Here is a 12221-nt window from a genome sequence, read left to right as displayed (position 1 = left end):
TGGTGTGCCACCCTGGCGTTCTAGTTTTAACTGTCTCACCCATTTATCCATAGTGGACTTACCTACGTTCATCGCCTTTGCAGCTTCGATGATGCTATGGTTTTTATCGAGGACTAATTGGGCTGCTTCAAGTTTGAATTCAGCACTAAATGTTTTTCTGGTTGTCGATCTCATGTGTTCACCTAAAGTCATCTACGAGGTAATAATATCACCTCTATTTAGGTGGCCAAAATTAGTGTGCCACTACAATATGTATTTAAAAAGGTCGAGTACGCAGAGTCGTAAATTATTCTAACAAATGTGTTGAATGAGTTTTTACATATCCTGAGATAATTCATTGTCAGCTAATGCAGCAAGGCAATCAGTACACTTCTGTCCCCAAATGAGTTAGTAAATCACTCTCCAGAGTGATTCACGCTCATTCCTAAAAGCCCCATTTTCGCGCTGTTTATGGCTGTTTATGGCTGTTTATGGCTGTTTATGGCTGTTCTGAGGCGGTTTTTTTCCCTTAAGATGAATCAAATCTCTGGAGAACTGATTCAACAGTAGTTTGATTTCGTTGCATTATTAAAATAGCAATACAAAAAAGCCCCAACAGCAAAACTGTTGGGGCTTTTATACTTTATGCATGCATTTATACTGTGAGTAATTGCATGCAGTTAGCCATTACAGGCTGTAGTACATTTCAAACTCAAGTGGGTGAGTTGTACGTGCTACGCGCTCAGCTTCTGCTGTTTTCAGTACGATATAAGATTGGATGAAATCTTCACTGAACACGCCGCCTTTTGTCAGGAACTCATGGTCAGCTTGCAGATTTTCAAGGGCGTTTTCTAATGACGTTGCCACTTGTGGGATTTCAGCTGCTTCTTCTGGAGGCAGATCGTACAGATCTTTGTCCATCGCTTCACCTGGGTGGATCTTGTTTTGGATACCGTCAAGACCCGCCATCAGCAGCGCTGCGAAACCTAAGTATGGGTTTGCATGTGGATCTGGGAAACGTGCTTCGATACGACGGCCTTTAGGGCTTGGTACCACTGGAATACGGATTGATGCAGAGCGGTTACGGGCAGAGTAGGCCAACATAACAGGTGCTTCAAAGTGTGGCACTAAACGCTTGTAAGAGTTAGTGCTTGGGTTAGTGAAAGCATTCAGCGCGCGAGCGTGCTTGATGATACCACCTATGTAGTACAGAGCCGTTTCACTTAAACCTGCGTATTTGTCGCCAGCGAACAAGTTAACACCGTCTTTCGCCAGAGATTGGTGAACGTGCATGCCGCTACCGTTGTCACCAACGATGGGTTTAGGCATGAAAGTCGCCGTCTTACCGTAAGCGTGTGCCATGTTGTGCACTACGTACTTCAGAATTTGGATTTCATCCGCTTTCTTAGTCAAGGTGTTGAAGCGAGTGGCGATTTCGTTTTGACCTGCTGTCGCCACTTCGTGGTGATGCGCTTCAACCACTTGGCCCATTTCTTCGAGCACTAAACACATAGCGCTACGTAGGTCTTGTGATGAGTCAACCGGTGCAACTGGGAAGTAACCGCCTTTAACAAATGGACGGTGACCTGTGTTGCCGCCTTCGTAGCTAGTGCCTGAGTTCCAAGCCGCTTCTTTAGCGTCGATCTTAACGAAACAACCTGACATGTCAGTACCGAAACGGACATCGTCAAATAGGAAGAATTCTGGTTCTGGTCCAATCAATACAGTATCAGCGATACCAGTAGAGATCAGGTAAGCTTCTGCTTTTTTAGCAATTGAGCGTGGGTCACGGTCGTAACCTGTCATAGTACCGGGTTCAAGAATGTCACAACGGATCAGCGCTGTGGTTTCTTCGGTGAAAGGATCCAGTACGAATGTCGTTGGATCTGGCATCAGTACCATGTCTGATTCGTTAATGCCCTTCCAACCTGCGATAGAAGAACCGTCAAACATTTTGCCGTCTTCGAAGAAATCAGCATCTACCTGATGAGAAGGAATAGATACGTGCTGCTCTTTACCTTTAGTGTCGGTAAAACGTAAATCAACGAACTTAACTTCTAATTCTTCAAGTTGCTTTAAAACTGATTCAACTGACATTCTCAAGCCTCCGGTAGGGTAAAGGGATGCCCCTTCTATAATCTTTTAACTCAAGTGATTTATCTTGAGCCAAACTTACGAGCTATAAAGCGATATCCATGCCAATAATTTAACTTACTGATTAACATGGTTTAAAATCTTTGTTGCACTTAATTGGATTCGCGTGTGCACCATAATAGTGCTTTTGTCTGTGGCATTTTGGTGCATTACTCCATTTTGGTGCGCACTGAATTGATTCATGCAAACCTTAAGCTGGGATGCACAGCGATAACATGCACCGCTTATATGGCACTGAGATGGCAATGACGCTTTGGCTTTCACTATCTCAGTAAGTACCGCCTCTGTGAAGCTCGCACATACTTGCAGCACTGCACGGGACTATTTATCACCGCATAACCGCCGCATAATTGTCATAAAACCACGCTAGTCTGTCCAACTATGCCACGCATTATCAATCCAATAGTGGTTTATTATCATATTATTAGGAAAGAGTTCGTTCTCATGTGCGAAATGTCTTTGCTGTTCACAGGCCAAGTGAAATCAGTGATGCGTAAAAAGGTATCCCGTGACAATGAAGTGAGTCTTAATGCCATCGGGTGTAAACGCCAACATGAACGTTAGATTAAGTGGGCCGCAGAATTTATTGCAGTGTGTTCACGTGGTAATTTCTCTGTGTCTAAGTCGATTTTGCTGATGCTTAAATCGACATTAGCAGTGCTAACATTGAATACGAAAAATAGCAAATTCAGCTGCTTAACTCGGATTTTTCCTACGAATATGGCAATTAAACAGAGCGTTAACTCTGGCTATAGAGGATTTCATTCAGTGGATGATTGGCGGAAATTACCCAAGGATTGGCGAATTGTTTTATAAGTGTTCAAAAATAATCCTGTGCGCCAAGGCCGCTCTGGAGTAGAATGGCACGCTTTTTATTGTGGTAGATCGAGCTCGATCACCATAACGAATTACTGAAATATCCCTATTTTTGTTTGATGGTAAGAGGTTTATCCGTGCTAGAGAATTTACGTAACATCGCCATTATTGCACACGTTGACCATGGCAAAACGACCCTGGTAGACAAGTTGCTGTCACAGTCAGGCACCCTTGCAACCCGAGGAGAAGCCACTGAGCGGGTGATGGACTCCAACGATCTTGAAAAGGAACGTGGGATCACGATTCTGGCAAAGAATACTGCCATCAAGTGGAACGACTACCGTATTAACATCGTTGATACCCCAGGCCACGCCGATTTCGGTGGTGAGGTTGAGCGTGTTCTGTCTATGGTTGACTCAGTATTATTGCTGGTTGATGCCGTTGACGGTCCAATGCCACAAACTCGCTTCGTAACGAAGAAAGCGTTTGCTCAAGGCCTAAAGCCAATCGTTGTTATCAACAAAATTGACCGTCCAGGTGCACGCCCAGATTGGGTTATTGACCAAGTATTCGACCTGTTCGATAACTTAGGTGCAACTGACGAGCAGCTAGATTTCCCAATCGTTTACGCTTCTGCGTTAAACGGTTTTGCAACTTTAGATCCGGATGTAGCGAGCGATGATATGACGCCGCTGTTCCAAACTATCGTTGAAAAAGTATCTTTCCCAGATGCTGACGCCGAAGGCGCGTTCCAGATGCAAATTTCGCAAATCGACTACAACTCATACGTGGGTGTTATCGGTATCGGCCGCATCAAGCGTGGTAGCGTTAAAACGAACCAACAAGTGACTATTATTGGCGCTGATGGCAAAACTCGTAACGGTAAAATGGGCCAAGTATTAGGTTACATGGGTCTAGACCGTACTGAAGTTGAAATTGCTAACGCTGGCGACATCGTTGCTATCACTGGTTTAGGCGAGCTGAAAATTTCTGACACTATCTGTGCCGTTGGTGCAGTAGAAGCTATGCCACCTTTGACTGTTGATGAACCTACTCTGACCATGACTTTCCAAGTTAATACTTCACCTTTTGCAGGTAAAGAAGGTAAGTATGTGACTTCACGTAACATTCTGGAGCGTCTGCAAACAGAATTAGTCCACAACGTGGCACTGCGTGTTGAAGAAACAGAAAGTCCAGATCGCTTCCGTGTATCTGGCCGTGGTGAATTGCATTTATCAATCTTGATTGAAAACATGCGTCGTGAAGGTTACGAGTTAGCTGTATCACGTCCAGAAGTTATTCTGAAAACTATCGACGGTGAACTGTGTGAACCATTTGAAACCTTGACTGTTGACGTTGAAGAAGAAGATCAAGGCACAGTAATCGAGAAATTAGGTACCCGTAAAGCTGAAATGAAAGACATGCAGCTTGATGGTAAAGGTCGTGTACGTATCGACTTCATCATCCCAAGCCGTGGTTTAATCGGTTTCCAAACTGAGTTTATGACTGCGACTTCTGGTACTGGTCTAATTTATCACTCATTCGACCATTACGGTCCACACAAAGGTGGCGATATCGGTCAACGCGCTAACGGCGTATTGATCTCTAACGCAACGGGTAAGGCGTTGACCTTCGCACTGTTCGGTCTGCAAGATCGCGGTCGTCTCTTTATCGGCCATGCCGCTGAAGTATACGAAGGCCAAGTGGTTGGTATTCACGCTCGCTCAAACGATCTGACAGTTAACTGTTTGAAAGGTAAGCAGCTGACCAACATGCGTGCTTCTGGTACTGACGAAGCCCAAGTGTTGACTACGCCAATCACAATGACACTTGAGCAAGCGCTTGAGTTCATCGATGATGATGAATTAGTTGAAGTAACGCCTAAGAACATTCGTGTTCGTAAGAGACACTTGACTGAAAACGATCGTAAGCGCTTTAACCGCGGTTAATGCCAGTCTGTTAATTCAGGTGACACGCCCTTAAGGTGAGTCTATCGGTTTAAAAAGCCCTGCATAGGAAACTGTGCAGGGCTTTTTGTTGGGATAAATTGAGTAATGGGTATTAGTAGTCCTCATCCATCACCCGTATGCAATTGCGGCCAGCGGATTTTGCGCGGTAGAGGGCGGCGTCCGCTTGGCGAACGAGTTCTAAAGCATTTTGTTTGTTAGAGGGTTGCAGATAGGCGACGCCTGCGCTCACTGTCACAATGCCTAGGTCGGTATTTTCATGTGGAATGGCAATGGATTGGATCAGTTGATGAATGTGCTGCGCTGTCTCAAGTACAGTTTGATTATCGACATTCGGTAATAGAATGACAAATTCTTCGCCGCCGTAGCGAGCGACTAATTCGCCCGCTCTGCGACCGGACTGGGACAGTGTACTCGCTAATTGTTTAAGGCAATCATCTCCGGCGAGGTGGCCATAGTGATCGTTAAATTGTTTAAAGTGGTCAATATCGAGCATGATGAGGGCCAGTGAGGAATTGCTCCTTTGTCCCCGACTCCACTCCGTTTGTAACATCATGTCAAATAGGCGGCGATTGCCGATATTGGTTAAACCGTCGGTATTGCTGAGTATTTCAAGTTGCCTATTGGCTTCTGCTAGTTCACTAGTTCGAGCTGTGATCATGGATTCAAGTTCGACGTTACGTTCCTCTAATCGCGCGATCGGGTAAATTTCCCCTTTGTGGGCTAAGCCGTAGGGGATGGATATGCCGCTGTGGACAATCATCCAGTCGTTGTTTTCTCGGTGAAATATCAACACTAGCCGTGCTGTCTCGCGGGAAAGCATAGGATTAGGGATAGGTAAGTGGATATGGAAAAAGGCAGTCACAACCACGAGGTTGTCGGTAAGGTCTTGTAAAGAAAGATCTAACATTTCGATGTGGATTCGCTCAGGCACTTGTGCAAAGTCCTGACGAGTGATTCGCACCCATTCTTCCCTGCTGGTGACAAGCTGGTCACTGCTCCCTGCATAGCCGCTAAAGTTATCACTAAAGCGACGAGTTAGCCTGTCATCACGGGAGGCATACATCTCAATATATTCGTCAAATAACGAATGGATCAATTGCTGTCGGTCGGGTCGCATAGGTTAGCTCCGTTGGGGAACATAAAACCATTTTTCTAATATCCGTATAGGAATATTATCTGCGATAAAGTCTCGCTGTTGCCTGATTGTAATCAATTTTATGACGTATATATTAAAAATACTGCAGAGAGTGATGTAAGCCATTATCTGCAGTATGTTTTGTGAGACAAAATTGTTTTGCATTCACTTAATGTATCATTTAGCCCAAGTATTATTTAACACAGCCTGTTGGGTTGGTTCAAAATCAGGCAAAGCTTGTTGGTATTGCTTAGCATGGGCTGCTGATAGGTTACTGGATTGCGTTAGCTGAGTGTGTCACTGGACGGCAGGTGAGGTCTTTTCTGGATAGTATTACTTGGCAGTGGCTTTATTGCTGACGCCTATCATCGCTGTGGTGCGACCGAGGACATCGGGATACTCGATAGGACTTAGAGCCCTATCGAGTGAGCAGTCAAACTTATGATTTAGCTTTATCTGCCAATTTTACCGCATTGACACTTTCACCTTTGAAGCTGATAGTCACATTTTTCTGAGCGACTTCATTATCTTTCAGCAAAGTCTTAGTGGTTTCTGCCAGCATTGGAGAAGCTGCATTTAACGCACTAAGATCATAGGCCCAAACTTCTAGATCCGCTTCATTATAAGTGCTAGCAGGCGCACCTAATTTTTCAGTGATTGTTTGCTTGGTTGAGCCTTCTTTAATGCCGAATGTATTTTTAATCGCTTCATTCGTTGCGCTGTCTAACGCATTGGTTGCCGTATCATTCACTGTGTCAGTGACAGATTGAGTTGCTGATTTAACGATTGAATCGAATGGGCCAGCATAAGCAAATAATGGTAGAGCAGTAAGAGCGATCAATAATGATTTTTTCACACAATAATTCCTTTGGTTAATACATTCCTTTATTAAATGCGCGCGAATTAGACCAGTAATTAGATTTTGTGTCAATTAAGCATCTGTTCTATATGATTTTATTTTAATCCTTTCAGATTATTCCTACTAAGTGGGCCAACCTTTAGTTGTACCTAAAGGTTCCCATTTTGAGGTTTTCTAGTCTTATCTGCTGCTGTTCTTCAATTTCGTTAGTGTTTTATTCCATCGCAATTGGATCCCGTAATATGTGTCATTTTAGGTGTTCTAGTGATGTCGCGTGTTCTAGTGCCCAATTCTATTAATCACTTGGATCAATTCCATGCGGATGTTGTCTGGTGTTTGGCTATGCCAGAAACCTGCTAAGTAAGCGCCCAGCGGTAGGATAAATAATGCGATAAGCACTAATGCGAGCAATCCCTTATGACCGAGTCTGTGGCCGGATTTCAGTCCAAGGCCGAGGGCGGCGGATTTAGGGCAAGCTGCGACACAGCGCATGCAGGCTTGGCACTCGTCACTGCGAACCGTGGTTTTGGTGTGCACTATGATGTTTGCTGGGCAAGCGCGGGTGCACTTGTCGCATTTCATCCCTTTTGCTTCGATAAGGCAGTGCTGGGTATTGCGGCGGATTTTTAATGGGCTCGCAAAGCTTAAGATCCCAAGCATTGCACCATAGGGACACAAGTAACGGCAGAATCCCTGACGACGCCATGCAGCTAAAGCGAGGATCAGCGCAAATACCAGTAGCGTGATTAGGCTGGGTGTTAGGAAGAACAATGCCATCTTCAAGTCGGCAATCTTATGATAATTACCTTCAAGATAATGGGGGATGGATTGTGCTGGCATACCAATGACTATGTAGCAAAGTGCTAGGAGTAATAGATATTTCAACATTCGCAGTGGCCAATCTAGCCAAGCGGGTGGTGTAAGCTCTGATTTAATAAAGCGTTTTCTAAAGGAATACAGGTATTCCCCTGCCAGACCTAATGGGCAAGCCCAACCGCAAAATGCCCGCTTGCAGAGTAAACCTGTGAGTAATACCGCCGCTAGCATGACTGCTGCCGCAGGATGGGTTTGATCCCACAAATTGAGGCTGATAATGGCTTTAAGCTCAATGCCACCCGCAATCGGTAAAAAGGCATCGACTACGTCGGGGCGCATTAGCCAAGGTGTGATTCCTTGCTTAAGCAGTACGGTATTGATTGTGTATTGTATGGCAACCAGCAAGAGCGATAGCGCTAAGACATGTTGAGTCCCTTCACGAAGGGTATTGATTTTAATTTCACCCTTGAGTGCATCAGGCGCCAATTTATGCCCAAGTAGCATCAGTGGTAGTGCAATAAGAAGCCCGAGAGCCAGTGGCCAATAAAGACTCATTGCCACCGCACCGATACTGAGCAACAGTGTGGCAACCGCGCCCCATTTCTGGCCGCTCCAATAGCTGAGGGAGGCGAGATACATGAGTGCCAACATCAGCGTGAGTGATTCGATAAAAGTCATAGTGATGAATACAGCTAATAAGTTACAAGTACAGGCTCTGAGTGGTGAACTGAGGATAAGTTTTTGAGTAATAAGTGAAATTGTGCGTCAGATCTAAGATTCGCGCTATCAATCAATTAAAGCGCGCCATAGCTCACAAAGCTAAGTGTTTTAGTCTTGCACAAATAAAGTATGGCTTGCAGGGACATAGGGCGAGGTCACACAAAGAATAAAAAGCCCAGCAATTTATTTTGCTAGGGCTTAGGAGTTCAGTGGGGCATTTGGATTAATTTTTTGATTTTTCGAGTGCTTCGATAAATTTGCTCGATTCGTTAATCGAGGTGTTCATCTCTTTAATCAGGCCTGAAATATCGGTTTGCAGACTCGCAAATTCGCTTTTAATCGCACCAATGGCTTGGGCGTTCAAGTTATGCTTGAGATACAGCATATTGTCTTTCATAGCGGTGAGTATCGGCGGCATTTTCGACTCGGCACGGCGCATACTTTTAATCAATTGTTCATAGGCGCGGCGCGTTTCTTTGAGTTTAGCTTCACTGTTGCGGCGTAGATTAGCTTTACTGATCTCGCTAATTTCATTTTGCCACTCATCGAACAGGGCTTCGGCTACATCTTCGACTTTATTGATGCGGTTGCTGACGTTATCGGCGGCACTTTGAGCCGATTCGTATTCATCTTTGGCTCTGCTATAGGCTTTTTCTAAGTTGCCATCACTGTAATTGAGCAGTGCTTGCATTTCTTCTAGGGCAGAGCTGAACTCTTTTTGAGCATCCTGTTGGGATTTTTTCGCATCTTTAACTCTGTCGACCATAATATCGCGTTTATGGTAACCGACCTTTTCCATTGCGCCGTAGTAGGCACTCTGGCAACCACTAAGCAGGAGACTTGTGGCAATCAGCCCTGAAGCTATCAGTCTTTTCATTGGGTGTTCCGTCGCTGAATGAAATTAATTAATCGGCTTTAAATCGCGCCGCATCGATAATGCTCCACAGATGAAAGATAGCACCTATTACCGCGGGCACAATCAGCCACCAGAGGGCATAACCCACCACTGTGATAATGAAAAATAACAGTGCGGCCATTATTCTGCCTTGCAATAATTGGCCTAGCCCAGGAAAAAATAGGCTAGCAATAGCGGAAATAACGTTACCTGCAGATCCTTGTTGAGACATCAATTCACTCCTTAGACTTGTAAATTAAGTGTTTATTGTACGAAGATAACGAGTCTATACCAACAGAATCAAGAGAAACCCGTGACTAAGAAGATAGAACTGGCACAAATTCGCGCCTTATTCCTCGGGATCTGGCACTTCCTGCTGCATTTGAGACGGCGTTTAGTTGAAGATCAAATCAATATTCGCGCCGGACATTTAGCCTATGTCACACTGTTGTCACTCGTGCCTATGGTGGCGGTGACTATGTCTATGCTGTCAGCTTTTCCGGTATTTAAGGGGATACGTGGACAGATAGAAGGTTTCGTTTATCAGAATTTTTTACCCGCCGCTGGCGACACAGTGCAAGTGTATATCAATGAGTTTGTGGCCAATGCCTCTAAGGGGACTGCGGTTGGGATTGCGGCCTTAGTTGTGGTTGCCATTTTGCTGATTTCTGCCATTGATAAATCGCTTAATAACATTTGGCGTACTAAAGAGAAGCGTTCAGTGGTGGTGGCTTTTTCTATGTATTGGATGGTCATCACTTTGGGCCCGGTATTGGTGGGGGCCAGTTTGGTCGCCACTTCCTACGTGGTGTCATTGAAGGTTTTTGATGGTCAGTTGTCGGGTGTGGTGCCCGTGTTTCTTGAGCGTTTGCCCATGCTGTTCTCAGTTGCGGCATTCTTGCTGTTGTATATGGTGGTGCCTAATCAAAAAGTGAAGTTTCTACATGCACTATTAGGGGCGATTGTTGCCGCAATCTTGTTTGAGTTAGGTAAAAAAGCCTTTGCTATGTATGTCACTCAGTTTCCGAGTTATGAAGCGATTTATGGTGCTTTAGCCGTGATCCCCATTATCTTTGTCTGGGTGTATTTATCGTGGATGATAGTATTACTCGGCGCGGAAATTACCGCCGCGATGCCTGAATATTTAGATTATGAGTCGAGCTCAGATGATGACGAAACAGCTCTGAATGCTAAGCCTCTAGAAAATGCCTCCCAAGATAATTCCGCTGCGGTGTTAACTTCGGCTGAGGTGACGGCACTCAAGGCGGTGGCTAAATCTGAATGACCCCATTAGAGGATTATTAATGGCGATGACACTGAATGCCTGAATCCTTCCCATCTTTTATCCGTCGCGACTGGTTTAACGTTGGCAATGGTCAGCAATTGCATCTGGCGCAATACGGTAATCCACAAGGTATCCCACTGCTGTATTTGCACGGCGGTCCAGGAGCGGGTTGTGATATCGGTGATTTAGCTTTATTTAATGGCGATCAATATTGGATTTTGTTTTTAGATCAACGCGGCTCTGGACAATCTTTACCCTTTGGTGATTTAGCCAACAACCATCTCACTGGTTTGATTAGCGATATTGAGGCGATTCGCCTCGCATTGGGTATTGAGCGTTGGTGTTTAGCAGGTGGCTCTTTTGGGGCCACATTAGGCTTAATTTACAGCGGATTATTCCCAGAGCGGGTGATTGCACAGGTACTGTGGGCGTTATTTATTCCATCCAAAGAAGGTCTCGACTGGCTCTATGGCGCTGATGGCGCGGCAAAATTGCAACCTGCTGCTTATCGACTCTTCAATGACATTTTTCCGGTTCAGTTATCGCTGAATGAACTGCTGGATTCATATCATCTAGGTTTGGCATCAGCCGACGAAAATGTGCGATACCATTTTGCGCGGCGTTGGGTACAGTGGGAGTTGCAGCTTGCGGGGGCGAGGTTAGTGCTACCAAGGCTGTTACCCGAATCCGTATTAGCATTAGCCAATATCGAGTTACACTTTGCTCGACATAATTACTTCAACGCCATGAATGTGTTACAGCGCGTGACGCCTAGAGTGAAGGCGCGTAGTGTGTTATTGCAAGGAATGCAGGATGCGATTTGCCCAGCGACGCTATTACGCGATTTTTTGGCTGGGTTGGAGCATGCTATTACAATTCAATCTGTTGTCGATGGCGGACATATGCTCAATAGTGAGTCTTTGTTTTTGGCGGTTACAGCAGAAATCCATGCTATGTGGTCGTGGATACATCAAAGGGAAATACAATGAAAACATTGCTCATCAGTGCCACTTTACTCGGATTAACCGCGTGTGCTACCACGGCCCCTTCTCAAACAAGCGCTATTGATCAAGTGGCGACTCAGGAGGTCGTGAGTGCCCCTGTCGCGCCCAAAGTTGTTGAACTCGGTGGGTTGACCAATGAAACTGCCGCTGAGCGCTTGTATCAAGCGTTGATTGACGCAAATTATCTGGCCACCCAAGTTGCGCCGACGAAAGTCGCGGTGCAGTTTGGCGATAACCAGTTTTTGCTTGAGCCGAGCATTAATTCTGCAGGCATTGACCGTATTTTAATGAATCGCTTCTATGCAGTGCATCCGCAATTGCAGGCCAGCCAAGAGTTGCCTGCCGTGATTGGCACCTTGAATCAGAAGCTTAATTTTGCCAAGTTTGTGTTGCTGGACCAAGGCGCAGTGATCCAAGTGCAAGGTACAGTGACCTTTGCTGACCGTATTGAAATAGAAGAATTACGTCGCTTTATGCTGTGGACGAATGGCGGCTTAGCGCAGGTCGTACAATCTTTGCCTGATGGCGTAGAGCAATATATCCGCCCGCTCCCGCTAATGCCGCAAATGGTTCCCGTTAAGCCTTAAT

At 45.3% G+C, this 12221-nt stretch carries 11 protein-coding genes; 4 read left to right on the top strand and 7 right to left on the bottom strand.

Annotated features, from left to right (window positions below):
• Both L5M18_RS12860 and glnA read right to left on the bottom strand, forming a co-directional pair.
• The coding region (locus L5M18_RS12860) for a transposase (protein WP_263148818.1) at window positions 1-174 on the bottom strand (174 nt) is incomplete at its 3' end.
• 492 nt (window positions 175-666) lie between these two features.
• Window positions 667-2076, bottom strand: a complete 1410-nt coding sequence (gene glnA, locus L5M18_RS12855; protein WP_113941334.1) for a glutamate--ammonia ligase — start codon at window positions 2074-2076, stop codon at window positions 667-669.
• 1010 nt (window positions 2077-3086) lie between these two features.
• On the opposite strand from glnA, the gene typA reads away from it, so the two are divergent.
• Window positions 3087-4898: a translational GTPase TypA gene (typA, locus tag L5M18_RS12850; protein WP_105251119.1), complete on the top strand. Its 1812-nt coding sequence runs from the start codon at window positions 3087-3089 to the stop codon at window positions 4896-4898.
• Between the two features lie 112 nt (window positions 4899-5010).
• Here the strand turns inward: typA and L5M18_RS12845 are convergent, their stop codons facing one another.
• The 5 genes from L5M18_RS12845 to L5M18_RS12825 all read right to left on the bottom strand — a co-directional run bounded on the left by L5M18_RS12845 (window position 5011) and on the right by L5M18_RS12825 (window position 9576).
• Window positions 5011-6036, bottom strand: coding sequence for a GGDEF domain-containing protein (locus tag L5M18_RS12845; protein WP_263197199.1), 1026 nt, complete (start codon window positions 6034-6036; stop codon window positions 5011-5013).
• 457 nt (window positions 6037-6493) lie between these two features.
• On the bottom strand, window positions 6494-6910 hold the full coding sequence (locus L5M18_RS12840) for a hypothetical protein (RefSeq protein WP_105251122.1): 417 nt from the start codon (window positions 6908-6910) through the stop codon (window positions 6494-6496).
• Between the two features lie 282 nt (window positions 6911-7192).
• Window positions 7193-8407 carry a 4Fe-4S binding protein gene (locus tag L5M18_RS12835; protein ID WP_263197198.1) on the bottom strand — a complete coding sequence of 405 codons (1215 nt, stop codon included), beginning with the start codon at window positions 8405-8407 and terminating at the stop codon, window positions 7193-7195.
• 265 nt (window positions 8408-8672) lie between these two features.
• A complete protein-coding gene (locus tag L5M18_RS12830; RefSeq protein ID WP_173497437.1) occupies window positions 8673-9326 on the bottom strand; it encodes a DUF2959 domain-containing protein in 654 nt (217 codons plus the stop codon).
• 28 nt (window positions 9327-9354) lie between these two features.
• A complete protein-coding gene (locus tag L5M18_RS12825; RefSeq protein ID WP_006079786.1) occupies window positions 9355-9576 on the bottom strand; it encodes a hypothetical protein in 222 nt (73 codons plus the stop codon).
• Between the two features lie 81 nt (window positions 9577-9657).
• Here L5M18_RS12825 and L5M18_RS12820 point away from each other — a divergent pair, with 81 nt between their 5' ends.
• Genes L5M18_RS12820 through L5M18_RS12810 form a run of 3 tightly spaced genes read left to right on the top strand, consistent with a single transcriptional unit; the run spans window position 9658 to window position 12220 of the window.
• Complete coding sequence (locus L5M18_RS12820) at window positions 9658-10629, top strand: virulence factor BrkB family protein (RefSeq protein ID WP_263147813.1); 972 nt, start codon at window positions 9658-9660, stop codon at window positions 10627-10629.
• A 35-nt stretch (window positions 10630-10664) separates the two neighbouring features.
• Window positions 10665-11618 carry an alpha/beta fold hydrolase gene (locus L5M18_RS12815; protein WP_263197197.1) on the top strand — a complete coding sequence of 318 codons (954 nt, stop codon included), beginning with the start codon at window positions 10665-10667 and terminating at the stop codon, window positions 11616-11618.
• Window positions 11615-12220: a hypothetical protein gene (locus tag L5M18_RS12810; RefSeq protein ID WP_263197196.1), complete on the top strand. Its 606-nt coding sequence runs from the start codon at window positions 11615-11617 to the stop codon at window positions 12218-12220. Before L5M18_RS12815 ends, L5M18_RS12810 begins: the two co-directional genes overlap by 4 nt.
• Window position 12221 lies beyond the last annotated feature (1 nt).

The sequence above is a fragment of the Shewanella sp. SM20 genome, assembly GCF_025654545.1.
Lineage (GTDB): Bacteria > Pseudomonadota > Gammaproteobacteria > Enterobacterales > Shewanellaceae > Shewanella > Shewanella oncorhynchi.
Note: the sequence above shows the minus strand (reverse complement) of the source record. Positions and strands in the feature narration are given on the sequence as shown.

Excerpts from the sequence above, each read along its gene's own strand:
- glnA (WP_113941334.1), bottom strand. The coding sequence starts at position 2,076 with ATGTCAGTTGAATCAGTTTTAAAGCAACTTGAAGAATTAGAAGTTAAG.
- L5M18_RS12815 (WP_263197197.1), top strand. The coding sequence starts at position 10,665 with ATGCCTGAATCCTTCCCATCTTTTATCCGTCGCGACTGGTTTAACGTT.
- L5M18_RS12835 (WP_263197198.1), bottom strand. The coding sequence starts at position 8,407 with ATGACTTTTATCGAATCACTCACGCTGATGTTGGCACTCATGTATCTC.
- L5M18_RS12830 (WP_173497437.1), bottom strand. The coding sequence starts at position 9,326 with ATGAAAAGACTGATAGCTTCAGGGCTGATTGCCACAAGTCTCCTGCTT.
- L5M18_RS12825 (WP_006079786.1), bottom strand. The coding sequence starts at position 9,576 with ATGTCTCAACAAGGATCTGCAGGTAACGTTATTTCCGCTATTGCTAGC.
- L5M18_RS12810 (WP_263197196.1), top strand. The coding sequence starts at position 11,615 with ATGAAAACATTGCTCATCAGTGCCACTTTACTCGGATTAACCGCGTGT.
- L5M18_RS12845 (WP_263197199.1), bottom strand. The coding sequence starts at position 6,036 with ATGCGACCCGACCGACAGCAATTGATCCATTCGTTATTTGACGAATAT.